At 62.4% G+C, this 24,966-nt stretch carries 24 protein-coding genes; 13 read left to right on the forward strand and 11 right to left on the reverse strand.

Going from position 1 to position 24,966, the window contains the following annotated elements; translation table 11 throughout:
• Position 1 precedes the first annotated feature (1 nt).
• The 3 genes from ACCD05_RS05675 to ACCD05_RS05685 all read right to left on the reverse strand — a co-directional run bounded on the left by ACCD05_RS05675 (position 2) and on the right by ACCD05_RS05685 (position 2,466).
• Complete coding sequence (locus ACCD05_RS05675; RefSeq protein ID WP_413391573.1) at positions 2-631, reverse strand: glutathione S-transferase family protein; 630 nt, start codon at positions 629-631, stop codon at positions 2-4.
• Between the two features lie 96 nt (positions 632-727).
• On the reverse strand, positions 728-1,174 hold the full coding sequence (locus ACCD05_RS05680) for an N-acetyltransferase family protein (protein ID WP_413391575.1): 447 nt from the start codon (positions 1,172-1,174) through the stop codon (positions 728-730).
• 80 nt (positions 1,175-1,254) lie between these two features.
• Positions 1,255-2,466 (reverse strand): NADP-dependent isocitrate dehydrogenase, encoded by a 1,212-nt coding sequence (locus ACCD05_RS05685; protein WP_047512202.1) that lies wholly within the window; start codon positions 2,464-2,466, stop codon positions 1,255-1,257.
• Between the two features lie 188 nt (positions 2,467-2,654).
• On the opposite strand from ACCD05_RS05685, the gene ACCD05_RS05690 reads away from it, so the two are divergent.
• The 12 genes from ACCD05_RS05690 to ACCD05_RS05745 all read left to right on the forward strand — a co-directional run bounded on the left by ACCD05_RS05690 (position 2,655) and on the right by ACCD05_RS05745 (position 16,111).
• Entirely contained in the window at positions 2,655-3,185 is a 531-nt protein-coding gene (locus ACCD05_RS05690; RefSeq protein ID WP_047512200.1) for a hypothetical protein, read from the forward strand.
• 108 nt (positions 3,186-3,293) lie between these two features.
• Positions 3,294-5,261, forward strand: a complete 1,968-nt coding sequence (locus ACCD05_RS05695; RefSeq protein WP_413391577.1) for an FUSC family protein — start codon at positions 3,294-3,296, stop codon at positions 5,259-5,261.
• Positions 5,262-5,320: 59 nt separating this feature from the next.
• Positions 5,321-6,151, forward strand: coding sequence for an RNA methyltransferase (locus tag ACCD05_RS05700; protein WP_413391579.1), 831 nt, complete (start codon positions 5,321-5,323; stop codon positions 6,149-6,151).
• Positions 6,132-6,935 (forward strand): glutamate racemase, encoded by an 804-nt coding sequence (gene murI, locus ACCD05_RS05705; protein WP_413391581.1) that lies wholly within the window; start codon positions 6,132-6,134, stop codon positions 6,933-6,935. Before ACCD05_RS05700 ends, murI begins: the two co-directional genes overlap by 20 nt.
• 125 nt (positions 6,936-7,060) lie before the next feature.
• Positions 7,061-8,236 carry an MFS transporter gene (locus tag ACCD05_RS05710; RefSeq protein ID WP_413391583.1) on the forward strand — a complete coding sequence of 392 codons (1,176 nt, stop codon included), beginning with the start codon at positions 7,061-7,063 and terminating at the stop codon, positions 8,234-8,236.
• A gap of 100 nt (positions 8,237-8,336) precedes the next feature.
• Positions 8,337-9,854: a helicase HerA domain-containing protein gene (locus ACCD05_RS05715; protein ID WP_209233588.1), complete on the forward strand. Its 1,518-nt coding sequence runs from the start codon at positions 8,337-8,339 to the stop codon at positions 9,852-9,854.
• Positions 9,855-10,036: 182 nt separating this feature from the next.
• Positions 10,037-11,491 (forward strand): alkaline phosphatase, encoded by a 1,455-nt coding sequence (gene phoA, locus ACCD05_RS05720; RefSeq protein ID WP_413391586.1) that lies wholly within the window; start codon positions 10,037-10,039, stop codon positions 11,489-11,491.
• Between the two features lie 308 nt (positions 11,492-11,799).
• Positions 11,800-12,417: a 30S ribosomal protein S4 gene (gene rpsD / locus ACCD05_RS05725; RefSeq protein WP_018902188.1), complete on the forward strand. Its 618-nt coding sequence runs from the start codon at positions 11,800-11,802 to the stop codon at positions 12,415-12,417.
• A gap of 172 nt (positions 12,418-12,589) precedes the next feature.
• On the forward strand, positions 12,590-13,519 hold the full coding sequence (locus ACCD05_RS05730; RefSeq protein WP_209190600.1) for a glutaminase: 930 nt from the start codon (positions 12,590-12,592) through the stop codon (positions 13,517-13,519).
• Positions 13,520-13,589: 70 nt separating this feature from the next.
• Positions 13,590-14,471 carry a tRNA 2-thiocytidine(32) synthetase TtcA gene (gene ttcA / locus ACCD05_RS05735; RefSeq protein ID WP_413391589.1) on the forward strand — a complete coding sequence of 294 codons (882 nt, stop codon included), beginning with the start codon at positions 13,590-13,592 and terminating at the stop codon, positions 14,469-14,471.
• 98 nt (positions 14,472-14,569) lie between these two features.
• The gene (locus tag ACCD05_RS05740; protein WP_413391591.1) at positions 14,570-15,394 is read left to right on the forward strand and encodes an inositol monophosphatase family protein; all 825 of its coding nucleotides are present in this window, start codon (positions 14,570-14,572) and stop codon (positions 15,392-15,394) included.
• Between the two features lie 84 nt (positions 15,395-15,478).
• Positions 15,479-16,111 (forward strand): LysE family translocator, encoded by a 633-nt coding sequence (locus ACCD05_RS05745; protein ID WP_413391593.1) that lies wholly within the window; start codon positions 15,479-15,481, stop codon positions 16,109-16,111.
• A 48-nt stretch (positions 16,112-16,159) separates the two neighbouring features.
• Here ACCD05_RS05745 and ACCD05_RS05750 read toward each other — a convergent pair whose 3' ends face one another.
• The 7 genes from ACCD05_RS05750 to ACCD05_RS05780 all read right to left on the reverse strand — a co-directional run bounded on the left by ACCD05_RS05750 (position 16,160) and on the right by ACCD05_RS05780 (position 24,188).
• Positions 16,160-17,440, reverse strand: coding sequence for a multidrug effflux MFS transporter (locus ACCD05_RS05750; RefSeq protein ID WP_413391595.1), 1,281 nt, complete (start codon positions 17,438-17,440; stop codon positions 16,160-16,162).
• Between the two features lie 46 nt (positions 17,441-17,486).
• Positions 17,487-18,692, reverse strand: a complete 1,206-nt coding sequence (locus ACCD05_RS05755) for a multidrug effflux MFS transporter (RefSeq protein ID WP_413391651.1) — start codon at positions 18,690-18,692, stop codon at positions 17,487-17,489.
• 142 nt (positions 18,693-18,834) lie between these two features.
• Positions 18,835-19,170, reverse strand: a complete 336-nt coding sequence (gene grxD / locus ACCD05_RS05760; protein ID WP_018902196.1) for a Grx4 family monothiol glutaredoxin — start codon at positions 19,168-19,170, stop codon at positions 18,835-18,837.
• Positions 19,171-19,448: 278 nt separating this feature from the next.
• The gene (locus ACCD05_RS05765) at positions 19,449-19,682 is read right to left on the reverse strand and encodes a BolA/IbaG family iron-sulfur metabolism protein (protein WP_018902199.1); all 234 of its coding nucleotides are present in this window, start codon (positions 19,680-19,682) and stop codon (positions 19,449-19,451) included.
• A 20-nt stretch (positions 19,683-19,702) separates the two neighbouring features.
• Positions 19,703-21,937: a phosphoribosylformylglycinamidine synthase subunit PurL gene (purL, locus tag ACCD05_RS05770; RefSeq protein ID WP_413391598.1), complete on the reverse strand. Its 2,235-nt coding sequence runs from the start codon at positions 21,935-21,937 to the stop codon at positions 19,703-19,705.
• A gap of 123 nt (positions 21,938-22,060) precedes the next feature.
• Positions 22,061-22,627 (reverse strand): acyloxyacyl hydrolase, encoded by a 567-nt coding sequence (locus tag ACCD05_RS05775; protein ID WP_413391653.1) that lies wholly within the window; start codon positions 22,625-22,627, stop codon positions 22,061-22,063.
• Positions 22,628-22,769: 142 nt separating this feature from the next.
• Positions 22,770-24,188, reverse strand: coding sequence for a PLP-dependent aminotransferase family protein (locus ACCD05_RS05780; RefSeq protein ID WP_413391600.1), 1,419 nt, complete (start codon positions 24,186-24,188; stop codon positions 22,770-22,772).
• An 81-nt stretch (positions 24,189-24,269) separates the two neighbouring features.
• Between ACCD05_RS05780 and ACCD05_RS05785 the strand changes: the two genes are divergently transcribed.
• The gene (locus ACCD05_RS05785; protein WP_413391602.1) at positions 24,270-24,521 is read left to right on the forward strand and encodes a DUF1127 domain-containing protein; all 252 of its coding nucleotides are present in this window, start codon (positions 24,270-24,272) and stop codon (positions 24,519-24,521) included.
• A 24-nt stretch (positions 24,522-24,545) separates the two neighbouring features.
• On the opposite strand, the gene ACCD05_RS05790 is transcribed toward ACCD05_RS05785, so the two are convergent.
• Complete coding sequence (locus ACCD05_RS05790) at positions 24,546-24,944, reverse strand: hypothetical protein (RefSeq protein WP_413391604.1); 399 nt, start codon at positions 24,942-24,944, stop codon at positions 24,546-24,548.
• Positions 24,945-24,966: the final 22 nt, after the last annotated feature.

Below are 24,966 nucleotides of genomic sequence, written 5' to 3' on the forward strand. Positions count from 1 at the left end.
GTCAGGCGCTCTTTTGCAGCGCCTTGGTGGCTTCGTCATCGATCATGTTCGCCCTCTTATAGGCGGCGCGGTCGGTGACGCGGCCGACGTAATCGGCGAATGCCTGGCGCTTCTCGAAGGTGCCGAAGCCAAGGCCCCAGCCGACATGCGAACCGACATAGACGTCGGCCGCCGTGAAGCGGTTTCCGGCGATATAGGGCGATGCGCTGACGGCTTTTTCGAGCGTGTCCATCACGTCGGCATAGCTGCCATAGCCCGCCATCCGGCTCTTGTCGGCCGGCGTGTGGAAGCCGAGCGCGCGGTTGGTGGTGGCCGCTTCCAGCGGACCGGCGGCGAAGAACATCCAGCGATAATAGCTGCCGCGCTCTTCGGCCGTCGGCGCAAGGCCCGCTTCCGGAAAGGTTTCCGCCAGATAGGCGCAGATGGCGGCGCATTCGGTGACGACAGTCTTGCCGTGGCGGATCGCCGGCACCTTGCCCATCGGGTTGATGGCAAGATAATCCGTTGCTTTCATGCTGCTTTCGAAGCCGAGAATCTCGGTCGTATAGGCAGCACCCGTTTCCTCCAGCATCCAGCGGGCGATCCGTCCGCGCGACATCGGATTGGTGTAGAAGATCAGTTCGTCGGCCATGGTGTTCTCCTCGTTTCGCTTGATAACTGGCGCGGGCGAGCGGCGAGGCAACGTCTATGGCATGGCGACGTCAGATTTTGGCAGTAGCGGCGCCGGTCAGAGCGCCTTGCGATACTGGATGAAGCCCGAGCGCTCGGCGATCCGGTCGTAAAGCTTGCGGGCCGTGGCGTTTGTCTCGTGGGTCATCCAGTAGAGCCGGCCGGCGCCGTGCTCGCGGGCAAGATCGGCGACGGCCTCGATCAATGCCGCACCGGTTCCGAGACCGCGTTGGCTGTCGTCGACATAGAGATCCTGCAGGTAGCAGGTCCATTTTGGTAGCCAGGTGGAGCGGTGAAAGATCGCGTGCACGATACCGACCAGCCTGCCGTCGCCATCGAAGGCGCCGAGCGCGTGCATCGGCTCCGCGGGATCATGGAAGCGGCCCCAGGTCAGGTCCGTCGTCTCCTCGGGGATCGCGACTTCGTAGAAGCGCTGATAGCCGGCCCATAGCGGCTCCCAGGCGCTGCGGTCCGATGGTTTTAGCGGGCGGATGGTCGTCGTCATATTGTTGTTCCCCTCCTGATGTCCCTGAAACGAAAACGGCGGGGAAAACCCCGCCGCATCGTTCGCATATTTCAGATGGCTTATGCCATGGCCTTCTGCAGGTTTTCGTCGATCTTGTCGAGGAAAGCCGTGGTCGAGAGCCAGGGCTGATCCGGGCCGATCAGCAGCGCCAGGTCCTTGGTCATGAAGCCGGCTTCGACGGTGTCGACGCAGACCTTTTCGAGGGTGGCTGCGAACTTCGCCAGTTCGGCGTTGTCGTCGAGCTTGGCGCGGTGCGCGAGGCCACGGGTCCAGGCGAAGATCGAGGCGATCGAGTTCGTCGAGGTTTCCTGGCCCTTCTGGTGCTGACGGTAGTGACGCGTCACCGTGCCGTGAGCGGCTTCGGCTTCGACGGTCTTGCCATCGGGGGTGAGGAGAACGGAGGTCATCAGGCCGAGCGAACCGAAGCCCTGGGCTACGGTGTCGGACTGGACGTCGCCGTCGTAGTTTTTGCAGGCCCAGACGTAGCCGCCGGACCACTTCAGAGCGGATGCGACCATGTCGTCGATCAGGCGGTGCTCGTAGGTGATGCCGATTTCCTTGAACTGATCCTGGAATTCAGCTTCGTAGACTTCCTGGAAGATGTCCTTGAAGCGGCCGTCATAGGCCTTGAGGATGGTGTTCTTGGTCGACAAGTAGACAGGCCACTTGCGCATCAGGCCGTACATCATCGAGGCGCGGGCGAATTCGCGGATCGACTCGTCGAGGTTGTACATGGCCATGGCAACGCCGGCGCCGGGAGCGTCGAACACTTCCTTCTCGATGACCTGGCCGTCTTCACCGACGAACTTGATGGTCAGCTTGCCCTTGCCGGGGAATTTGAAATCGGTGGCGCGGTACTGGTCGCCGAAGGCGTGGCGGCCGACGACGATCGGCTTGGTCCAGCCGGGAACGAGGCGCGGAACGTTCTGGCAGATGATCGGCTCGCGGAAGATGACGCCGCCGAGGATGTTGCGGATCGTGCCGTTCGGGCTCTTCCACATCTGCTTGAGGTTGAATTCCTTGACGCGGTCTTCATCCGGCGTGATCGTTGCGCACTTGATGCCGACGCCATGCTTCTTGATGGCGTTGGCGGCATCAACAGTCACCTGGTCGTTGGTGGCGTCGCGGTTTTCTACCGAGAGGTCGTAATAGTCGATTTCGAGGTCCAGATACGGGTGGATCAGCTTATCCTTGATAAACTGCCAGATGATGCGCGTCATTTCATCGCCGTCGAGATCGGCGACGGGGTTGGCGACCTTGATCTTCTTCATGTATCTGCCTCGTTAAGCTTTTGAGGGACATGCGTCCCGGGTGGGTGATATAAAATCCCGTGGGCTATAGCATTGTGCGCCCGGAGTGCAAAGCCGCAAGCAGGGCAGATTTGCGTCTTTTTGCGCCATTGCCAAGCGGCGGAAAATGGCTAGTCTCCGCGCAAAACCATTGCCTCGGACATTTGATCATGAAGACGATTTCGCTTGCCTTTGCCGCCTTGCTCGGCCTCACCGCCACGGTATTCGCCGCTGACGCGACGGCGCCGGTCAAGGAGATCATGGAGGCCACGACCAAGAATTGGTCGGGCGCCGACGAGGATTGGCAGGACATCTTCGACGAGAGCAGGCTGACGCGCATCTACAGCAAGGATTTTGTCGCCAAGTACCGCGCCGCGATGCAGAACCCGGCCGCCGACGAGGATGGCGTGTCGCCGTTCGATTACGACGTCATCGTCAACGGCGAAGACGCGTGCCCGCTGCAGGACATGACCTATACGCCGAAGCCCGGCGAAAACGGCGCGACGGAAGTGGTGGTGACGTTCAAGAAGCAGACCTGCATGGACGGGATCGACGACAAGCAGGCGCTGACCACCGTGCGCTTCGAGGTGCTGGAAGAGGGCGGCAAGGCTGTCGTCGATGACGTCTTCACCGAAGGCGACCCCGGCCAGCCGGCGAACTCGCTGAAGAACACCATGGTGCAGATCGCCAAGGGGCAATAACAAGCTCTCGATCGGGACGCTTTCGACGGCAAGATTGATTTGCTTTTAAGAGCCTTGGCGATATGTGAGCGGTGAAACACCATTCCTCCGCTCCGGGGCCCGAACTCTTTGTTTTCCGGTTTTGATTTTCGCGATTGGCTGCTTGCCAACGATCCGGCCCTGTCGCGGCTGAGGATGGCTCTGCGCGTCACGCTGTCGGTGGCGCTCTCCTTCGGTCTTCTGCTGGTCATCCATTCGCTGCTGTTTCCGCTGCCGATCGCCTCTTACGGGCTTGGGATCGTGCTGGCGATCGAGGGCGGCGTCGCGGTGCGCGACAAGGGCGGCGGGCGGCAGCTGGTGACGCGGCTTCTCGGTTGCGCCGCCAGTCTCGTGGTCGTCGTCATCGCCGCCGGGCTGGAAGGGCATCGGCTGATCTCCGACGCCGCCTTTCTGCTGATCATCTTTCTTGCGGCGTCCGCACGCGTCTTCGGGCCGCGCGGCCATGCGATCGGCATGTTCGCCTTCATGTCGTACTTTCTCGGCGCCTATTTCCAGCCGGCGCTCGCCGAACTGCCCTTGGTCGCGATCGGACCGATCGTCTCCTCGCTGATCGCGCATGCGGTGCGCTCCGTCGTGCTGCCCGACGACTGGCGGCGCGATCTGTTGCGGTCGCTCGAAAGCGTGCAGGGGCGGATCAACCAGATCCTCTTCAAGATCGCAGCACTTGCGGCGGATGGGCACGTTTCGGATGCGGACCGGCAGGAGCTCAATCAGCTGGAGGAGCGGCTGAAAGACGTGGTGCTGATGGCCGAGAGCTTCATTCCCAGGCCTCCGAGTGGCATGTTCGATCCGGGCACGGAGCCGGCCGGTGAGCTCGCTATCCGTCTCTTCGACGCGCATCTGGCAGCCGAGGGCGCGATCATGCTCTGCTCGCAATCGCTGCCGCCCTTCGAGTTGGTGCATAGGATCATCGAGGGGCATTCGGTGCGTCCTCCGAATGAGGATGACGAAAGCCCCTCGGCCGAGGCGACGCGGGCGCTGATCAGGCTCGGCAATGCGCGGGCTGAGCTTGTCGAAACCATCGATGAGGGCAATCGGACGGGCTTTGCAGATATCGCAGCCGTGGCCGAGGCGCCGGCTCAAGCATCCCTTCCGGATTTCTCGTTGCGCAATCCGCTGATGCGATCGGCGCTGCAGATCACCGTCGCCGCGGCGATCGCCATGACGCTCGGTCTCGGCCTGTCGCGCGAGCGCTGGTTCTGGGCGGTGCTCGCCTCTTTCCTCGTTTTCACCAACACCAATTCGCGCGGCGATACGGCGATGAAGGCGTTGCAGCGTTCAGTGGGCACGCTGTTCGGCATCGCTATCGGGCTTCTGCTTGCGACACTGCTGAGCGGCCATTTGGCTCCGGCGCTCGCAATCACGAGCCTCTCCATCTTTCTCGCCTTCTACTTCCTGCAGACAAGCTACGCGACGATGACCTTCTTCGTGTCGATCGCGCTTTGCCTTGTTTACGGGATGATCGGATCGTTGACGCTCGACCTCTTGTTGCTGCGTGTCGAGGAGACCGCGCTTGGTGCGGCCGTCGGAACACTGGTCGCCTTCGTCGTCTTTCCGGCCCGCACCCGCGGCGCGCTCGACCTCGTGCTCGATAAATGGTTCGCTGCTTTGGGCGCGCTGCTGAAGGCCACCGCCGCCGGCGAGCCGCGACATAGGCTGATTGGCCTCTCACAGACATTGGACGCCGCCTACAAGGATCTGGCGACGACGGCGCGGCCGCTCGGCTCGTCATGGTCGGTTGTCACCAAGCCGGGACAGGTCCGGCAGACGCTGGCGATCTTCCTCGCCGCCACCTACTGGGCGCGGATGATGGCGAAGAACCGGGAGGCGTCAATCACCAGTGACGACGCCCGCCAATTGATCGACGCCAGCCTCGCCCGCGTCACGTCCGCCTCGGCGCGCCGCTCGGAATGTTTCTTTGTCGATCGCAAGATCCCCGTATCGAGCGCCCGCCACCATCCACACGCCAGCAAGGGATGGCGGCAGGGGCTTGAGATGATCGGCTTGACGCTGGAGCGGCTGTATCCGGATGCATAAGCCTTGCCGTTTCAGCCCGTCTTGGCTATTTCCGCGCCTAGCAAAAGGATTTTGACTTCATGGCAGGCACGAACAGCGAGCGTCTTCTTCTGACGGAAGGTCCCGTCATCATTCTGGTCGAACCGCAGATGGGCGAGAATATCGGGATGGTGGCGCGCGCCATGGCGAATTTCGGGCTGTCCGAACTGCGCCTCGTCAATCCGCGCGACGGATGGCCGAACGAGAAGGCGCAGGCCGCAGCGTCGAAGGCCGACCATGTGATCGAAGGCACCAAGGTGTTCGAGACGCTGGAAGAGGCAATTGCCGATCTCAACTTCGTCTATGCAACGACGGCGCGCGAGCGCGACGGTTTCAAGCCGGTGCGTTCGCCCGTGGTGGCGGCGCAGACGTTGCGTGCGCGGTTTACGGCGGGCGAGGGGACCGGCATTCTTTTCGGGCGTGAGCGCTGGGGCCTCTCCAACGAAGAAGTGGCGCTGGCAGACGAGATCGTGACCTTCCCGGTCAATCCCGCCTTTGCCTCGCTCAATATCGCGCAGGCCGTGCTCCTGATGTCCTACGAGTGGATGAAATCGGGCATGGAGGATCTCGGCAGCGTTCCCTTCCAGGCGATGGAGCAGACACCATCGACGAAGGAACAATTGCACGGGCTCTACGACCAGTTGGAAGAAGCGCTGGATTCGCGCAATTATTTCCACCCGCCCGCGAAAAAGCCGAAAATGATCGACAATCTCCGGGCAGTCCTTTCTCGCCGCGCCTTCACGGAGCAGGAAATCAGCGTGATGCGCGGCGTGATCTCCTCCCTCGACCGTTTCTCGCGGCAATATCCGCGCGGAAGCCGGGCGCCCGCAGACGTCAAGGAACAGCAGGAAGATGACAGCAGCGACGCATGAGCTGAAACCCGTCCTGGTCTTCGATTCAGGTATTGGCGGGCTGACGGTGCTGCGCGAGGCGCGGGTGCTGATGCCCGAGCGCGGTTTCATCTATGTCGCCGACGATGCCGGCTTTCCCTATGGCGGGTGGGAAGAGCAGGCGCTGAAGGAGCGGATCATCGATCTGTTCGCGCGGCTGCTTCGCGAGCATGACCCCGAGGTCTGCATCATCGCCTGCAACACGGCCTTCACGCTTGCCGGCGCCGATCTGCGCGCCGCATTCCCCGGCATGACCTTCGTCGGCACCGTGCCGGCGATAAAGCCGGCGGCGGAGCGGACGCGCTCGGGCCTCGTCTCGGTGCTCGCGACACCCGGGACAGTCAAGCGCGCCTATACGCGCGATCTCATCCAGTCCTTCGCGCAGCAGTGCCATGTGCGCCTCGTCGGCTCGGAAAACCTGGCGCGCATGGCGGAGGCCTATATTCGCGGTGACATGCTCTCCGACGAAGCCGTTATGGGCGAGATCGCCCAGTGCTTCGTCGAGAAGGATGGCCGGAAGACCGATATCGTCGTGCTTGCCTGCACACATTATCCGTTCATGGCGAACATCTTCCGGAGACTGGCGCCGTGGCCGGTCGACTGGCTGGATCCGGCGGAAGCCATCGCGCGGCGGGCGCGCAGCCTCGTTCCCGAAGTGGCCGATGCCGTGCATCCCGACAATTTCGACTTCGCGGTCTTCACCTCGGGCAATCCGGATTTTTCGACGAAACGGCTGATGCAGGGATTTGGTCTCACCGTCAGGTGACATCGTTCCATGGCCGCAATCTTTCGCGCTGGCGGCGCTTTCCTTCGTGATGCCGATATCGCAAGCTCACAGATGGAGAATCGTTCGCGGGCTTCGGCTCCCTGACGCGAACAGGGGAATGTCTTATGTCGTTTCAAAGACTTGTGATGCTGATCTTCTTTCTGCAGCCGATCGCCTTCGGCAGCTGGCTGCCGCGCATTCCCGATGTGCAGGCGAAGCTCGGCATGGGGCCGGCCGATCTCGCCATCGCGCTGCTCGGGTTGCCGATCGGCACGCTGATGACCTTGCCCTTCGCCGGCCGTCTGGTCGCGAAAATCGGCGGACGCGCGACGATCATTTATGGTTTCGTGGCCTTTCTCGCGGTCGTGTCCCTGCCGGCCTTCGCCGACAATATCACGACGCTGTTCTTCGCGCTGATGATCCTTGGCGTCACACTGTCGACGCTCGAGCTTGGGCTCAACGTCGAGGCCGACCGGGCGGAGAAGACGACCGGCCTCATGATCATGAGCCGCTGCCATGGCTTCTGGAGCCTCGGCATCATGGCGGGTAGCCTACTGGGCGTCGGTGCTGCCGCGCTGCATCTACCGGCGAACTGGTCGATCGCCCTGATTGCGCTCCTCGTGCTGCCGATCGCGCTATTTGTCAGCGTGCGGTTGCCGCTCGGGCCCGATCCGGCGGCCGAGGCATCGCATGCGCAAAGCGCACCGTTCAAGTTGCCGAGTGCAGCTCTTCTCGGCATCTGCGCCTTCACCTTCGGCATCACCATGACCGAGGGCGCGATCGCCGATTGGTCGGCGGTCTATCTGCGCGACGTGCTGTTTGCGACCGGCGCGCTGACCGGCCTCGGCTATTCCGTGTTCGCCTGCCTCGTGGCGACAGGACGTTTCGGCGGCGATTACATGAAGAGCCGCTTCGGTGCCGTTGCCATCGCCCGGGTCTGCGGCTGTGCGTCGCTTGCCGGCATGGTGATCGTGCTCTTGGCGCCGAACACCGCGGTGGCGCTGATCGGCTTCGCGGCGATCGGCGTCGGCGTATCGGTCGGCTTCCCGCTGGCGGTGACGGCATCGGCCAACCTGACGGATCGTCCGGCGGCTTCCAGCGTCGCCATCCTCACCTTTATCGCGCTCAGCGGCTTCCTTGTCGGTCCGCCGGCGATCGGCTTCGTCGCCGAGGCGTTCGGCCTGCGGGTCGGGCTGGGTATCCTGCTCGTTCCGCTTGCGATCAGCCTGCTCTTCACCCGCATGCTGATCCCGCGCGCCGAGAGCCAAGCAAGCGCGGTCGTGGCGGACAAGGCAGCCTGATTCGAAAAGACGCGATTGCTTGTGGGTTTTGTTCGGTAGGCCGAGCATTCCGCCGCGAATCTGCTAAAGAGTGGCGTTGATTTCAGAAGGGGAATGGGACTTGCAGGTTGGTATCGATATGGGATCGGCGTCGGGAGGCAATCCGGCCACGCTCGATATCGAGGAGCTTCTGGCAACCCGTCTCCTTGTTCAGGGCAATTCCGGCTCCGGAAAGTCGCACCTGCTACGGCGTTTGCTCGAGCAATCCGCGCCGTGGGTGCAGCAGGTCATCATCGACCCCGAGGGCGATTTCGTCACGCTGAGCGACAAGTTCGGCCACGTTGTGGTCGATGGCGAGCGCACCGAGGCTGAATTGGCCGGTATCGCAAACCGCATCCGCCAGCACCGCGTCTCCTGCGTGCTCACGCTTGAAGGGCTCGAGATCGAGCAGCAGATGCGGGCGGCCGCCGCCTTCCTCAACGGCATGTTCGATGCCGATCGCGAATTCTGGTATCCGGTGCTCGTCGTCGTCGACGAAGCGCAGATGTTTGCGCCGTCGGTCGCCGGCGAAGTCTCCGACGATGCGCGCAAGATGTCGCTCGGCGCGATGACCAACCTGATGTGCCGTGGACGTAAGCGCGGTCTGGCAGGCGTCATCGCCACGCAGCGTCTGGCGAAGCTTGCCAAGAACGTCGCCGCCGAAGCGTCCAACTTCCTGATGGGCCGCACCTTTCTCGATATCGACATGGCACGCGCCGCCGACCTGCTCGGCATGGACCGTCGCCAGGCGGAAATGTTCCGCGATCTGAAGCGCGGTAATTTCGTTGCACTCGGTCCGGCTCTGTCGCGCCGGCCGCTGCCGATCCAGATCGGCAATGTCGAGACCTCGGCGCGTTCGTCGAGCCCCAAGCTGATGCCGTTGCCGGACTCTCCTCAGGATGTCGAAGACCTGATCTTCACGCCGGATCCGGAAGAATTCCAGCGGCCGATCGTGCGCCGCGCTGCACCGGCGCCACGCCCGACCACGGATATCCTGGCCGAGCTTTCGCGCTCCGCGCCGGCCGCCACCGCGCCGCAGCCGACCGAAGGCCGCGCCAGCCAGCCGGAGATGTCGGCGGAAGACCGCGAGGAACGCGTCTCTGCCGTATTGAGCGAGATCCTCGACGATCCGGGCTCGGGTTTCCGCACGGATTCGGTGCTCTATCAGGAATTCCTCGTGCGCCTTCGCATGCGCCGCGTGCCGGGGTCGCCGATGTCGCTGCCGGAGTTCCGTCGCCGCGTCGCCGTATCGCGCTCGGGCGTCGATCCCGAGACCGCCGGGACCGAAGCTTGGGCGACGGCGCTGTCGCTATCTTCTGGCGTAACGGATGATCTGCAGGGCGTCTTCCTGATGCTCGCCAAGGCAGCCGTGTGCGGTGAGCCTTGCCCGTCGGACGCCCGCATCGCGCGCGCCTATGGCACGCATTCTGCACGCCGCGCCCGGCGTCTCCTCGGCTATTTCGAAGAGCAGGGGACCGTTGTGGTCCATACCGATTTCTCCGGCAAGCGCATTGTCGCCTTCCCCGACATCAACTGCCAGACGGCGCCGGGCGATGCCAATGCGCCTGATGTCGATGGCGTGCAGTCGGCTGCTGAATAAAAGCGGTCACCTTCCATATTCATGTTTTGAGATAAAAACCGCCTTGCGGTTTTTTGTCGTGTATCGGCATTTCGGTACACGATAGGGTTGATCCTGTCACATGCTGTTCATCTCAGGGGTGGATAACCCCGCATGCCCCACGCGGGCGTATTTAGACCTTTTGCCCAGAGGAGATGTTGGCCATGTCGAATTCCACCCGTGCGATCACCGCATTCGCAGCAGCGCTGCTTGCCACTGTAGCCATTCAGCCTGTTCATGCCGCCGATGCGGCCGCGACCAAGCTCATGGAGCGTGGCGCCAGCGAGGACCTGAGCACGCCAGGCGGCGCGCGGCGCATCTCCGGCGACATCACCGAAGCCTACCGCGCCGCGATCGTCGACGGCCGCCCGAAGAACGTCATCCTCCTGATCGGCGACGGCATGGGTGATTCCGAAATCACCATCGCGCGCAACTACGCCGTCGGCGCCGGCCAGTATTTCAAGGGCATCGACGCGCTGCCCGTCACCGGCCAGTACACCCATTATTCTCTCGACAAGAAAACCGGCAAGCCGACCTATGTGACAGACTCCGCCGCCTCGGGCACCGCCTGGGCAACGGGCGTGAAGAGCTATAACGGTGCGATCGGCGTCGATATCCGCGAAGAAGCGCACGAGACGCTGCTGGAGAAGGCCAAGGCCGCCGGTCTCGCGACGGGCAACGTTTCGACCGCCGAACTGCAGGACGCAACGCCCGCCGTGCAGATCGCCCATGTCACGCAGCGCAAGTGCTACGGCCCTGAAGCGACCACCGAGAAGTGCGCCAGCAACGCGCTCGAAAACGGCGGCAAAGGCTCGATCACCGAGCAACTGATCAACGCGCGCGCCGATGTGACGCTCGGCGGCGGCGCCAAGAGCTTCGGCGAGATGGCAAAGGCCGGCGAATGGAAGGGCAAGACGCTGCGCCAGCAGGCAGAGGAGCGCGGCTACAAGATCGTCACCAACGCCGACGAGCTTGCCGCCGTCAAGCAGGCCAATGACAGCGCACCTGTTCTCGGCCTCTTCGCCGAGGGCAACATGCCGATCCGCTGGCAGGGCCCGCAGGCGAGCCACTACGGCAATGTCGAGAAGGAGCCCGTCGTCTGCAAGCCGAACGAGAAGCGCTCGGCCGCCACGCCGACGCTGGCGCAGATGACGTCCAAGGCGATCGAGCTCCTGAGCACCAACGAGAAGGGCTTCTTCCTGCAGGTTGAGGGCGCCTCGATCGACAAGCAGGATCATGCCGCCAACCCTTGCGGCCAGATCGGCGAAACCGTCGACCTCGACGAAGCCGTCCAGGAAGCGCTGAAGTTCGCTGAGCAGAAGGGCGACACGCTCGTCATCGTCACCGCCGACCACGCGCATGCCAGCCAGATCATCGACGCCAGCGCCAAGGCTCCGGGCCTGACGGAAGCGCTGATGACCAAGGACGGCGCGGTCATGGCTGTCAGCTACGGCAACTCTGATGAAGTCGACGACCAGGGCCACACCGGCTCGCAGCTGCGTATTGCAGCCTACGGTCCGCGCGCGGCCAACGTCAGCGGTTTGACCGACCAGACCGACCTGTTCTACACGATCAGCGACGCACTCGGCCTCAAGCTGCAGAAGGCAGCGATGAAGTAAGCCGTTCCGGCTTTCTTGGAAGTAAGCCGTTCCGGCTTTCTCGGAAGCAATCCGTTCCGGCTTGCTTGGGATCATACGGTTTTGCCGGTGCTGCCATGGATTGTGATTGACATTCCAGTGACTTCACCCTAAAGACCGCGCCAGCACGGGGCAGCAATGTCCCGTGTTTCATTTGACATGTCCCGTGGAGTTTCCAGTTCGCGTAACCGGAAAATCCTGTCGGGCCTCCCTCAAAGAGGCCAAAGGAGGGCGTGTTTCCTTCGAGCGGTTTGGAAACAGACCGCCGTAACATTCTGAAAGGAAATACGATGAGCAAGCGCGAATCGTCCAAGTACAAAATTGACCGCCGTATGGGCGAAAACATCTGGGGCCGTCCTAAGTCCCCGGTGAACCGCCGCGAATACGGCCCGGGCCAGCACGGCCAGCGCCGCAAGGGCAAGCTCTCGGACTTCGGTGTGCAGCTGCGCGCCAAGCAGAAGCTCAAGGGTTACTACGGTGACCTGCGCGAGAAGCAGTTCCGCGCGATCTTCGCCGAAGCAGCTCGCCGCAAGGGCGACACTTCTGAAAACCTCATCGGTCTGTTGGAATCCCGCCTGGATGCGATCGTTTATCGCGCCAAGTTCGTTCCGACCGTCTTCGCTGCCCGTCAGTTCGTCAACCACGGCCACGTGACCGTGAACGGCGTTCGCGTCAACATCGGTTCCTACCGTTGCAAGGCCGGCGACGTCATCGAAGTTCGTCAGAAGTCCAAGCAGCTGGTTTCGGTTCTCGAAGCTATCAGCCTGGCTGAACGCGACGTTCCTGAGTACATCGAAGTCGACCACAACAAGATGGTCGCTACCTTCGCTCGTGTACCGGCTCTCAGCGACGTACCGTACGCTGTTGTCATGGAACCGCACCTGGTGGTCGAATTCTATTCGCGTTAACGCATAACCCCGGCAATCGAATTTCGATTGCCGGAAAGGCTTATGCGTCTCTTAAAGAGCTACTGCGCTCTTCACGCGTCTTCGACGCGCGGCGCAGTAGGCGCGAGGCGTTTTCGCATACGGAAAAGCCGCCTCTCGGGGCGGCTTTTTTGTTATCTTGAGAGGGGTCGTGATGACGGATTTGCAGGCAGTCCTCGACAGTATCTATACCGAACTCCAGCCGCGCATCGGCGAGGGCAAGGTCGCGGACTATATTCCTGAGCTTGCCAAGATCGATCCCGCCCAGTTCGGGCTCTCGGTCGTCACTGTCGACGGCAAGGTCTTTAGCGTCGGCGATGCAGCCGTACCGTTCTCGATCCAGAGTATCTCCAAGGTGTTCATGCTGACGCTGGCGCTCGGCAAGGTCGGCGAGGGGCTGTGGAAGCGGGTCGGGCGCGAGCCTTCAGGCAACTCCTTCAATTCGATCGTCCAGCTCGAGCAGGAAGCGGGCATTCCCCGCAATCCCTTCATCAATGCCGGCGCGATTGCCGTTGCCGACGTGGTACTTGCCGGGCACGAGCCGCGCGAGGCGATCGGCGAAGTCCTGCGCTTCGTGCGCTATCTGGCCGATGACGAGACGGTGACGATCGACGACAAGGTCGCCAAGTCCGAGACGCAGACGGGCTATCGAAATTTCGCGCTGGCCAATTTCATGCGCGCCTACAAGAACATCGATCATCCGGTCGAGCACGTGCTCGGCGTCTATTTTCACCAATGCGCGCTGTCGATGACCTGCGAGCAGCTGGCGCGTGCCGGTCTCTTCCTCGCCGCCCGTGGCGCGAACCCGATGACCGGCCATTCGGTCGTCTCGCCCAAGCGCGCGCGGCGCATCAATGCGCTGATGCTGACCTGCGGCCATTATGACGGATCCGGCGATTTCGCCTATCACGTCGGCCTTCCTGGCAAGAGCGGCGTCGGCGGCGGTATCTTCGCGGTGGCGCCCGGTATCGCCTCGATCGCGGTCTGGTCGCCTGGCCTGAACAAGGTCGGTAATTCGCAGCTCGGCGCGGTTGCACTGGAAATGCTGGCGGCGCGCACGGGATGGTCGGTTTTCGGCGATTGATGCTGGGTTGTGGCGTTGCTTTCTGCTAGACGGGATTTGGCTTCGACCTGGGGCCTGAACGGATGAGACAATGAATATCGCAGCCAATATCGCCGATGAGCTGGAAACGCCTGAGACCGAGGGCGCGATCGCGCATGCGCTGTTTGCCGACGCGCCAAGCTCCGTCTCGTTCAACAAGCTGCGCAAGCGGCTGCTGCGCCAGGTGCGCCAGGCCTTCGACGATTTCGGCATGCTGAAGGGCCAGAAGCGCTGGCTGATCGGGCTTTCCGGTGGCAAGGACTCTTATGGCCTGCTGGCGCTGCTGCTCGACCTGCAATGGCGCGGCCTGCTGCCGGTCGAGCTCGTTGCCTGCAATCTCGACCAGGGGCAGCCGAACTTTCCGAAGCATGTCCTGCCGGAGTATCTGGGGAAGATCGGCGTCAAGCACCGGATCGAGTATCGCGACACCTATTCGATCGTGAAGGAGAAGGTCCCGGCTGGCGGTACCTACTGCTCGCTCTGTTCGCGCCTTCGTCGCGGCAATCTCTATCGCATCGCCCGCGAGGAAGGCTGCGATGCGCTGGTGCTCGGCCACCACCGCGAGGATATTCTCGAAACATTCTTCATGAACTTCTTCCACGGCGGCCGCCTAGCCTCTATGCCGGCAAAGCTTCTGAACGACGAGGGCGACCTGATGGTGCTGCGTCCGCTGGCCTATTGCGCCGAGGACGACATGGCGAAATTCGCCGCCGCCATGCAGTTTCCGATCATCCCCTGCGATCTTTGTGGTTCGCAGGACGGGCTGCAGCGCAACGCCATGAAGGACATGCTCGCCGATATCGAGCGCCGCATGCCCGGCCGCAAGGACACGATGTTGCGCGCGCTCTCGCATGTGAACCCGTCGCATCTGCTCGACCCCAAGCTTTTCGACTTCGCCGGCCTGATGGCGGGCGATGCCGCGCCGGAGAAGTGAACTTCCGTGCGCGCTTAAGTTCTTGTTTTGACACATGTCGTTGTCGCAAAATTGCGGCATAGTCTTTCGACATGTCACAGCGCCAGGAAGGATGAACCATGGTTTCCAAGATAGATGTCACCACGCTTGCCGATCTCTTGCGGCGGGCAGCGAAGGCGGAAATATTGCCGCGCTTCCGCCGACTCGGCAGCGACGATGTGCGCGCCAAGACCGAGGCGACCGATCTGGTGACGGAAGCCGATCTTGAGGCCGAGCGCATGATCAAGGCCGAGGTCGCGACGCTGTGGCCGGAAGCGCTGTTCATCGGTGAGGAATCCGTCGCGGCCGATCCGGCACTGCTGGGCACGTTGAAGGATGCGTCGCTATCGATCATCGTCGATCCGGTCGATGGCACCTTCAATTTCGCCTCGGGCATTCCCGCCTTCGGCGTCATGGCCTCGGTGGTCGCGAATGGCGAATGCATCGCCGGCATCATCTACGATCCGATGGGCGACGACTGGGTGATCGCCGAGAAAGGCGCCGGTACGTGGCTGAAGCGTCCCGATGGCGATACGCAGCGCCTTCGCACAACCGCGCCCGTAGCGCTCGAGCAAATGGTCGGCATGGCCTCGACGGGCTTCCTCGCGCCGGGAAAACGCGCCGAAGTGCTCGCCAACCTCGCCAAGGTCCGCTTCATCTGCAACTACCGCTGCGCCGCCCACGAACACCGGGCGTTTGCCGGCGGCCACGTGCATTACCTGATGTACAACAAGCTGATGCCCTGGGACCACCTCGGCGGCACGCTCGCCTGCGTCGAAGCCGGAGGCTACGCGGCGCGCTTCGACGGTTCGGCCTATCTGCCCGAGCATGTCGACGGCGGCCTGCTGATCGCGCCGGACAAGGAAAGCTGGGAGCTGCTGCGGCGCGAGGTGTTTACGGTCTAAGGCGATGCTCGCTCGAGATGCGGCCGCACGGAATGTGTGGCCGCGTCCGGCTTGAGCGGGAGCCCTTCTTGAAGCATGTTGTGCTTGCCGACGTTTTCGGGAGGAACACCAATGAGCTTCGAGTATCTTCTGACCGCTTTCATCATATGCGTGACGCCGGGGATCGGCGTGATCTATACGCTTTCATCCACTCTGGGTGGGGGAATTCGTGCCGGCTTCTGGGCCGCAATCGGCTGCACTGTCGCTACCGTTCTTCATCTGGCAGTCGCCATGGCCGGGCTCGCCGCTGTGCTCTACACCAGCGCGATCCTGTTCCAGACGGTCAAGTTTGCTGGTGTTGCATACCTGATCTGGATGGCGTGGGCTGTTCTCAACGATCATGAGGGGCTGTCGGTTCGGCCGGGCGCGCCAGCATCCGCAGTACGGCTCGTGTGGCGCGGAATTCTGCTGAATATCCTGAACCCCAAGCTGCCGCTGTTTTTCATTGCATTCATTCCGCAATTCGTTCCAGCGGGTAGCTCGATCGGCGTTCTGGTCGAACTCGGCTTTGGCTTCACCCTGATGACCTTTGCGGTGTTCATGGGATACGCGGTGGCTGCCGCAACGGGACGGGAGAGGCTGTTGCAGAGCCGTCGTGCGATGAGCTGGATGCGCCGGGCGTTTGCGGCCTCCTTCGCTTTTCTGGGATTGAGGCTGGCGACCGAGGCAACGCGCTAGGCTGCGGTGCGGAATTGAAAAGGCCCCGTTGCCGGGGCCTTTTGATGTTTAGAAATGTCCAGCGCCCGGATCGAGTTGCGGATCGTCGCCCGGGTGGGTGAAGAGCTTGCCGCCTTCGGCCCAGAGCGTGGCCACGATGCTGATCAGCCCGAACAGCGCAAAGCCACCGAAGAGCGGCTGCACGGTGCCGTTGAACAGCTGGCCGACGCCGCCGCCTAAGATGGCGCCGAAGGTGGTGGAGACGAAGCCGGTGATCGAGGTGGCGGTGCCTGCGAGATTGCCCATCGGCTCCAGGCTGATGGCCGTGAAGTTGGTGGCGATCACCGCGAACATCATCAGCAGGATCGTGAACAGCGCATAGGCCAGCGTGAAGCTTGGCGTGCCGCCGAGCGCCTTGAAGAAGCCGATCGCCGAGATGATGGTGAAGAGGATCATCGCGACGTGCGAGATGCGGCGCATGCCGAATTTGCGCACGAAGAAGCCGTTGGCGAAGTTGGCGACCGCGATGCCGCCGGCGGTCGCCGCAAAGGCGATGGGGAGCCAGTCGCCAAGGCCGTAGACCTCGCCGAAGACCTGCTGAACGGAGATGACATAGGCGCTGATGACGGCGGTGAACATGGTCAGGCCGATCATGTAGCCGCATGTGATCTTGTTGGTCAGAACCGTCTTGAAGCCATCGACCACATTGCCGAAGGAGAGCGGGATACGCTCTTCGCGCGGCAGCGATTCCTTCAAACGAAGGGATGCCCAGAGGAACAGGATGGCGCCGACGATGCCGAGCAGGATGAAGATCCAGTGCCAGTTGGCATAGGTGATGATCAGCTGGCCGACTGAGGGAGCGACGATCGGCACGATCATGAAGACGATCATGACATAGGACATGACGCGTGCCATCTCGCGGCCACCGAAACAGTCGCGGACCACGGCCATGGTGGTGATGCGGACGGCCGCGCCGCCGAGACCCTGGATGAAGCGCATGACGAGCAGCATCTCGAAGCTGCCGGTGGCGGCGGCGCCGAACATGGCCAGCACATAGACGGCGAGGCCACCGAGCATGATGTTGCGGCGGCCGAACGTGTCCGACAGGCTGCCGAAGATGATTTGCGAGACGCCGAAACCGAGGAAGAAGACGCCGATGACGAGCTGCGCGTCGTTGGCGTTGGCGACATTGAGCGCATGGCCCATGGCGGGCAGGGCAGGCAGCATGCTGTCGATGGCCATGGCGACGCTTGCCGTCATGATGGCGATGGTGATGACGAATTCCAGGAAGCCCATGCCGATGCGGCTGGACCCCTGGTTTTCGGTATGCGGCTTATGGGGCGGCGTCATATGATTGTCCTGAAATATAGATGTGTCTCAACCGTCGCATGCTTCATCAAACAGCCGGATTATGCGGCTGGAAGAGTTTTCCCTTCTCGGCGATCAGCACGAAGACGAGGCCGATGATCGAGACGGTGAAATAGCCGGCGACCATGGGAAGTGCCGTGCCGTTGAAGGCCTGGCCGATGCCGGCGCCGATCAACGCGCCACCGACGGTGCTCATGAAACCGAGGACCGAAGACGCGGTGCCGGCGACGTGGCCGAGCGGCTCCATGGCCAGCGAGTTGAAGTTCGAGCCGATCCAGCCGAAATTGAACATCGCCAGGCCGAAGAAGCCAATGAAGAGGAAGAACGGCATCGGGTGCGGGCCGAGTATGAGGGCCAGCAGCCAGACCGTGTTGATGGTGATGAAGGCAAGGAGAGCGCCGTGCGATAGCCGGCGCATGCCGAACTTGCCAACCAGGCGCGAGTTCAGGAACGACGACATCGACATGAAGACCGCGACGCCGGCGAAGGCAAAGGGGAAATAGACGCCGAGGCCGTAGATGCCGACATAGATCTGCTGCGCGGAATTGATGAAGCCGAACAGTGCGCCGAAGATGAAAGTGCTGGCGATCGTGTAGCAGAGCGCCACACGGTTGGTGAGAACGACCTTGAAGCCACCAAGCACCGATTTCGCAGTAAAGGGGCGAACGTTTTCCGGATGCAGCGTCTCGGGCAGGCGGATGTAGGCCCAGCAGGCGATGAGGGCGGCCATCACGGCGATGAACAGGAAAATCAGGTGCCAGCTGCCAAACAGCATGATGATCTGGCCGCTGCCGGGCGCGATGACCGGAACGATCATGAAGACCATCATGATCAGCGACATGACCTCGGCCATCTGCCTTCCGCCGTAGATGTCGCGAACGATAGAGATGGTGATGACGCGGGTGGCCGCAGAGCCGAGACCCTGGATGAAGCGCAGGATCAGCAGGCCTTCGAAGGTGGGAACCAGCGCGCTGCCAAGCGAGGAGCAGATATAGATGCCGATGCCGGCCAGCAGTGGGAGGCGGCGACCGAAGCGATCGGACAGCGGACCGTAGATGAGCTGGGCAAAACCGAAGCCGAGAAGGTAGCTGGAAACCACGAACTGGCGGTGGTTTTCGCTTTCGACGTTCAGACTGGCGCCGATCTGCTGCAGCGCCGGCAGCATGATATCGATCGCCAGCGAGTTGATCGCCATCAGAAAGGCGGCCAGCGCGATGAACTCACCCTTGCCCATGGGGATACGACCCACATGCGCGGTTTGTGATGAATCTGTCACAATGTAATTCCCAAAAACAGGCCAAGGCGCTGTTCAGCACAGCGCCTCGGACTCAAAATACGGAAATGGAAACCGGGCGGACGCCCGGTGACCGGTCAGGTCAAGCGGCGCCGCGAACGGTTACGCCGTTTTCCTGGAAGTGCTGCTGCAATTCGCCAGCCTGGAACATTTCCTTGACGATGTCGCAGCCGCCGATGAATTCACCCTTGACGTAAAGCTGGGGAATGGTCGGCCAGTTGGAGTAATCCTTGATGCCCTGGCGGATTTCCGAATCAGCGAGCACGTTGACGCTCTTGTAGTCGACGCCGATGTAATCGAGAATCTGCACGACCTGGCCGGAGAAACCACACTGGGGAAACTGCGGCGTGCCCTTCATGAAAAGGACGACGTCGTTGGTCTTGATTTCGTTGTCGATGAATTCGTTGATGCCGCTCATGGGACCTAATCCTTTCAACAGGCGAGTTAAAGGCCCGCCGTTTCAATCGTTAAGCTTAGATAGCATGTGACGACCGGAATTCCAGCGGGTGCGAACAAAAAAAGGAGTGCCCTATCGGTCTGATGTCCTGGCTGTTGCCGATCCGTTACGGATTGAGGTTCGCCAACAGCTGCGCGCCTCATCCAATGTCGATGAAGCCTTCCGCGCCTGGTTGGCGACCGGGAATCAAAAATGCCCGGCGGAACCGGGCATTTTTCAACGGGATCTGACCGCCGTTCTTATTCCGGCGCGGAGGTTTGCAGCGCCAGCGCGTGCAGAACACCGCCCATGTTGCCCTTCAGCGCGTCGTAGACCATCTTGTGCTGCTGCACGCGGCTCTTGCCGCGGAAGGCTTCGGCTACGACTTCGGCGGCGTAATGATCGCCGTCGCCGGCCAGATCACGGATGACCACCTTGGCGCCGGGGATGCCGGCCTTGATCATGTCTTCGATGTCACCGGGTTTCATGGCCATGGTCGATTACTCCTTGCGCATCATTCCGCGGCAGCGAGCGTGCCGCTACCATCCATGAATTCAGGGAACCATGATTCATGGGCGTGGCGCAATTGCTGAATCGGAAGCGACAGCAGATCGTCGACGACAAGCGCGTCGCCCTCGACGGTGCCGAGGCGGCGGAACGGAACGCCCGCACCTTCGGCGTTGGCGCAGACGAAGCTGGCGACATCGGCCGGAACGGTCAGCACGTAGCGCGCCTGGTCTTCACCGAAGAGGAGCCCGTGAGTCTCGCCGCGGCCTTCGCTGAGGCTGATCTTCAGGCCCTTGCCCGAGGACATGGCCATTTCCGCCAGAGCCAGCGCGAGGCCGCCCGAGGAAATGTCGTGGCAGGCGGTCGCCTGGCCGTTGCGAATGACGGAGCGGACGAAGTTGCCGTTGCGGCGTTCGGCGAAGAGGTCGACTTCCGGCGGCGGGCCGTCGGTGCTGCCGAGAATGTCGCGCAGGTAGATCGAGGAGCCGAGGTGGCTGCCATCGGTGCCGATCATGATGACCTTGTCACCATCAGATGCGCTGCCGATGCGCGCCATCTTCTTCCAGTCACCAAGCAGGCCGACGCCGGCGATGGTGGGGGTCGGGAGGATCGCGACGCCGTTGGTCTCGTTATAGAGCGAGACGTTGCCCGAGACGATCGGGAAGTCGAGTGCGCGGCAAGCTTCGCCGATGCCCTTCACGGCCTGTACCAGCTGGCCCATGATCTCGGGCTTTTCCGGGTTGCCGAAGTTGAGGTTGTCGGTCGCCGCCAGCGGCTCGGCGCCGGTCGCGGTGATGTTGCGCCAGCATTCGGCCACAGCCTGCTTGCCGCCTTCGAACGGATCGGCCTCGACATAGCGCGGCGTCACGTCGGAGGAGAAGGCAAGCGCCTTGGTTGGATGTGTGTCGACGCGCACGACGCCGGCATCGCCGCCCGGCAGCTGCAGCGAGTTGCCCTGGATCAGCGTGTCATACTGTTCGTAGACCCAGCGGCGGCTGGATTCGTTCGGCGAGCCGACGAGCTTAAGCAGCGTCTGGCCGTAATCCTCGGGTGCTGCGACCAGATTGGCCGGCAGGGCCGCGCGCTTGTCGGCCTCGCGCCAGGGGCGGTCATATTCCGGTGCCTGATCGCCGAGATCCTTGATCGGCAGGTCGGCCACTTCAACGCCCTGGTGCATGACGCGGAAGCGCAGGTCATCCGTGGTCTTGCCGACGATCGCGAAATCGAGGCCCCACTTGACGAAGATCGCCTTGGCCACTTCTTCCTTGGCGGGTTCGAGAACCATGAGCATGCGCTCCTGGCTTTCCGACAGCATCATCTCGTAAGCGGTCATCTGGTCCTCGCGCACGGGAACGGTGTCGAGATCGAGCAGGATGCCGAGGTCGCCCTTGGCGCCCATTTCGACAGCCGAGCAGGTGAGGCCGGCCGCACCCATGTCCTGGATGGCGATGACGGCGCCCGTCTGCATCAGCTCGAGGCAGGCTTCGAGCAGGCACTTTTCGGTGAAGGGGTCGCCAACCTGAACGGTCGGGCGCTTTTCCTCGATCGATTCGTCGAATTCAGCCGATGCCATGGTCGCGCCGCCGACGCCATCACGGCCGGTCTTGGCGCCAAGGTAGACGACGGGAAGGCCGACGCCCTTGGCCTCGGACAGGAAGATGCCGTCGGACTTGGCAAGGCCGGCCGCAAATGCGTTGACCAGGATGTTGCCGTTGTAGCGGGCGTCGAACTCGACTTCGCCACCGACCGTCGGAACGCCGAAGGAGTTGCCATAACCGCCAACGCCGGAGACGACGCCGGAAACGAGATGCTTCGTCTTCGGGTGATCAGGCGAGCCGAAACGCAGCGCGTTCATGGCGGCGATCGGGCGGGCGCCCATGGTGAAGACGTCGCGCAGAATGCCGCCGACGCCGGTGGCAGCACCCTGGTAGGGCTCGATGTATGACGGGTGGTTGTGGCTCTCCATCTTGAAGACGACGACGTCGCCGTCATCGATATCAACGACGCCGGCGTTTTCGCCCGGGCCCTGGATAACGCGCGGACCCTTGGTGGGGAGCGTGCGGAGCCACTTCTTGGAGGATTTGTAGGAGCAGTGCTCGTTCCACATGGCCGAGAAGATGCCGAGCTCGGTGAAGGTCGGCTCCCTGCCGATCAGATCCAGAATCCGCTGGTATTCGTCCGGCTTCAAGCCGTGGGCGGCGATCAATTCTGGAGTGATCGGGCGGGTATTGGAAATGGTCATGAGCTCTGCGAAGTCCCTGCCGTTGCGCGATTTCGGTGTCTTTAGCCTAAGTGGGTGCGGCGCGCGACAGAAAAAAGCCCGCTGTTCACAGAGAGCGGGCTTCGGAGTGCAATATCGGGAAGTTTAGAACTTGTAGCCGACCTGAATGCCGGCGCGCGTCATGCCGTTGTTCGGTCCGTCGCAGAGATTGGCGTGCGAGGAATGGGCGACTTGCGCCATGACATTCCAGTGCGCGTCGAAGCGATAACCGGCGCCGACATATTCGTGGAAGAGGAAACGACAGCCGAGATCGGGACCATCGGCGCTGTTATCGAGATCGCCATTGTGCCAGACGCCACCGAAACCGGCTTCGGCGAAGACCTTCTCATTGAAATTGACCGTCCAGGCGAGACCGCCAAAGATCTGCGTCGCTTCGCCCGAGGTGCCGATCGAGGTGCCGAGGTTCAGGCGCGGACGCGCGAGCGTCTGCTTCCAGTCCGTTGCCGTATCCTGGCCGAACGGGTCGAAGAAGACCGTGACTTCGGGGAAGATGCCATCTTCGTGGCTGTGGCCGCCCTGTATCGACGCCGAGGCGCCAAAGCGCAATTCGTCGAAGATCTTTTCATCCGCATGGGCCGCGACCGGCAGGAGCGAGATGTTTGCAAGGAGAGCCGCGAGGAGTAGTCCGCGACCGGTCGATGCCGATGCCATGCTGTTCATTTTGATGCGCCGCCTTTGGTGCCGGCGCAGATCGCCGTCCTCACCCTAATTGGTAGCATGCAAATCGATTCGGTAAAGCAGACAGGTGCTGAAAGCCCTAGATTTTAACGGGTGCGGCTGATCTGCAACAGCTTTAGACCTCGCCGTCGTATCCGGCACCGCCACTTTCAAGCAGGCGTCGAACTGTCATCAAACCTGCAACCATTTCCCCTCTATCCTTGGGGGAGGAGAAGCTGATGCGCACGCGGTGATAGACCTTGTCGGTGCGCGCCGCCTTGAACTCGTCCTCGTCGTCGATCAGCACGCCGTCGCGGAAGGCGGCGTTCTTGAAGGTGCCCGAGAGCCAGGGATCGGGAAGCTTCAGCCAGATGAACGGCACATGCGGGTGCGAGACGAAATCGAAGCCATGAAGCGTCTCGCGCGCCAGCCGCTCTCGCCCTGAAAGCTCCGTGATGCAGGCCTCGCGGATATCATGTGCCTCGCCGCTTTCGACAAGCCGGGCGCAGGCCTCGGCCAGAATGAAGGGCAGGCCGCCGGTGATCATCTTGTGGGTGACCTTGATGCGCTGTGCGAAATGCGGCGGGCAGGCGACCCAGCCGCCACGGATGCCGGCGGCCACCGATTTCGAGAGACCGCTGATCAGGAAGGTGCGATCGGGCGCCAGCGAGGCCAGCAGCGGGTTTTCGTCGCCGGTCATGCCGCCATAGAGATCGTCCTCGATCAGCCAGACCCCATGTCTGCGCGCGATCTCGGCGATCTTGGCGCGACGCTCATGCGGCATGGTTGATAGCGTCGGGTTGTGGGCCGTCGGCATCAGGAAGGCGAGCTTCGGATGCTGCTGCGAGCAGAGGCGCTCGAAGTCATCGGGAATGACGCCATGTTCGTCGGAATCGACGGTGATTGTCCGCCGACCAAGGATGCGGGCGCTGCGGCTCACCTGCGTATAGCTCAGGTTCTCGAAGACAATCTTGTCACCGGGTGAGGATATCGCCGAAATGACCGCTATGGCGGCCGCGTGTGCGCCGAGCGTGGGAACGATGTTTTCGGTGTCGGGCGCCCAGTCGTTGCGCGACAGCCAACGGCGCCCGGCCTCATACCAGTTCTTCGGGAAGACGCGCGAATAGGAGGAGATCTCGGCAAGCTGCTGCTCGCCTATATCGGCAAGGATGCGGCCGATGGCTTTCCCTTGTCCGAGATCGGGAGCCGCCGTCGTGTCGAAGCGGATCTTTCCTGAGGGCGCGTCGATTGTCCTGGTGCCGCCGAGCGCAATCGTCAGCGGATCGGGCTGGTTACCCGGTGCCGTCTCCGCCCGGTCCAGCACGTAAGTGCCGCGTCCGACTTCGCCCGCCACCAGGCCGCGCTCGTGCACCAGCGCGTAGGCGCGGCCGATTGTGCCGATTGTCACGCCGATATCATAAGCGAGATTGCGCTGCGGCGGCAATTTGCTGCCTGCGGGCAGGGCGCCGCTGGCAATAGCGGATTCGATATTGTCCGCGAGCCGCAGATAGACTGGGCCGGAACCGCGTGAGAGATCAGGGAGCCAATTTGTCATGATGACAATTTCTTAGATTGTCACCCTTGTCCTGTCAAGTCTATCAGAGGCGACGCATACAATCAGCGATCGGATAGTGACATGTCAGTAGCGCCTGACTTCAGGAGAGACAATCGGCTCCATCAAGCGGAGCAATACCGTGAAACGCCGAGGTTTGACCGGCACGATATGTGGGCGGCTCTTGGCCGCGTGTGGGACAAGGTCGCGCTCTGGCAGCAGAAGCGGGCCAGCCGGCGCGTGCTCAGGGATCTGACGGATACGGAGCTCCTCGACATCGGCATCAGCAGGGCCGATGCCGGCAAGGAAGTCGGCAAGTCGTTCTTCTGGGGTTGAAGGCTTGGGCGCGCTATCGGCCGTTTAGCTGCAGCTCTTGTTGCCGCCGGCCCAGCGCGTGACATCGCCAGCGATGCGTGGGCGTGCCGGGCTATCCATCATCGGGCCAAAGGCGTCTAGCTTGGAAGGGTTTCCTTCCGCCTGGACGACCAGCAGCGGCCGGCTTTCCGGGCTGCCCTTGTGGACGACGAGAATGCGCGGGCGGCCGGAGAAGGAGTTGAGCTCCGGCGCCAGCTTGTAGGCGGCAAATGACGAGTCGCCCGACTTGAACCAGCAATTGTTGGCGGCTACCGCCACGCGTTCCATGGTCGACAGCGCGCTGCGGTCCTGGCTGGGCGCCGGTGTCTTGGATTGGCACGACGCAACCAGTGCCGCGGTCGCGGCAATGGCGAGGACATGTGTCAGGGGCAGGTGAGGGCGCATCGATCTTGCTCCATGGACCGGA

This window comes from Rhizobium sp. Rhizsp42, assembly GCF_047304155.1.
Taxonomy (GTDB): Bacteria; Pseudomonadota; Alphaproteobacteria; order Rhizobiales; family Rhizobiaceae; genus Rhizobium.

Excerpts from the sequence above, each read along its gene's own strand:
- ACCD05_RS05710 (WP_413391583.1), top strand. The coding sequence starts at position 7,061 with ATGTCGTTTCAAAGACTTGTGATGCTGATCTTCTTTCTGCAGCCGATC.
- ttcA (WP_413391589.1), top strand. The coding sequence starts at position 13,590 with ATGAATATCGCAGCCAATATCGCCGATGAGCTGGAAACGCCTGAGACC.
- rpsD (WP_018902188.1), top strand. The coding sequence starts at position 11,800 with ATGAGCAAGCGCGAATCGTCCAAGTACAAAATTGACCGCCGTATGGGC.
- ACCD05_RS05790 (WP_413391604.1), bottom strand. The coding sequence starts at position 24,944 with ATGCGCCCTCACCTGCCCCTGACACATGTCCTCGCCATTGCCGCGACC.
- ACCD05_RS05700 (WP_413391579.1), top strand. The coding sequence starts at position 5,321 with ATGGCAGGCACGAACAGCGAGCGTCTTCTTCTGACGGAAGGTCCCGTC.
- ACCD05_RS05750 (WP_413391595.1), bottom strand. The coding sequence starts at position 17,440 with ATGACGCCGCCCCATAAGCCGCATACCGAAAACCAGGGGTCCAGCCGC.
- grxD (WP_018902196.1), bottom strand. The coding sequence starts at position 19,170 with ATGAGCGGCATCAACGAATTCATCGACAACGAAATCAAGACCAACGAC.
- ACCD05_RS05780 (WP_413391600.1), bottom strand. The coding sequence starts at position 24,188 with ATGACAAATTGGCTCCCTGATCTCTCACGCGGTTCCGGCCCAGTCTAT.
- ACCD05_RS05730 (WP_209190600.1), top strand. The coding sequence starts at position 12,590 with ATGACGGATTTGCAGGCAGTCCTCGACAGTATCTATACCGAACTCCAG.
- ACCD05_RS05680 (WP_413391575.1), bottom strand. The coding sequence starts at position 1,174 with ATGACGACGACCATCCGCCCGCTAAAACCATCGGACCGCAGCGCCTGG.
- ACCD05_RS05690 (WP_047512200.1), top strand. The coding sequence starts at position 2,655 with ATGAAGACGATTTCGCTTGCCTTTGCCGCCTTGCTCGGCCTCACCGCC.
- ACCD05_RS05755 (WP_413391651.1), bottom strand. The coding sequence starts at position 18,692 with ATGGGCAAGGGTGAGTTCATCGCGCTGGCCGCCTTTCTGATGGCGATC.
- ACCD05_RS05685 (WP_047512202.1), bottom strand. The coding sequence starts at position 2,466 with ATGAAGAAGATCAAGGTCGCCAACCCCGTCGCCGATCTCGACGGCGAT.
- ACCD05_RS05785 (WP_413391602.1), top strand. The coding sequence starts at position 24,270 with ATGTCAGTAGCGCCTGACTTCAGGAGAGACAATCGGCTCCATCAAGCG.
- ACCD05_RS05765 (WP_018902199.1), bottom strand. The coding sequence starts at position 19,682 with ATGGCCATGAAACCCGGTGACATCGAAGACATGATCAAGGCCGGCATC.
- murI (WP_413391581.1), top strand. The coding sequence starts at position 6,132 with ATGACAGCAGCGACGCATGAGCTGAAACCCGTCCTGGTCTTCGATTCA.
- ACCD05_RS05775 (WP_413391653.1), bottom strand. The coding sequence starts at position 22,627 with ATGGCATCGGCATCGACCGGTCGCGGACTACTCCTCGCGGCTCTCCTT.
- ACCD05_RS05675 (WP_413391573.1), bottom strand. The coding sequence starts at position 631 with ATGGCCGACGAACTGATCTTCTACACCAATCCGATGTCGCGCGGACGG.
- purL (WP_413391598.1), bottom strand. The coding sequence starts at position 21,937 with ATGACCATTTCCAATACCCGCCCGATCACTCCAGAATTGATCGCCGCC.
- phoA (WP_413391586.1), top strand. The coding sequence starts at position 10,037 with ATGTCGAATTCCACCCGTGCGATCACCGCATTCGCAGCAGCGCTGCTT.
- ACCD05_RS05740 (WP_413391591.1), top strand. The coding sequence starts at position 14,570 with ATGGTTTCCAAGATAGATGTCACCACGCTTGCCGATCTCTTGCGGCGG.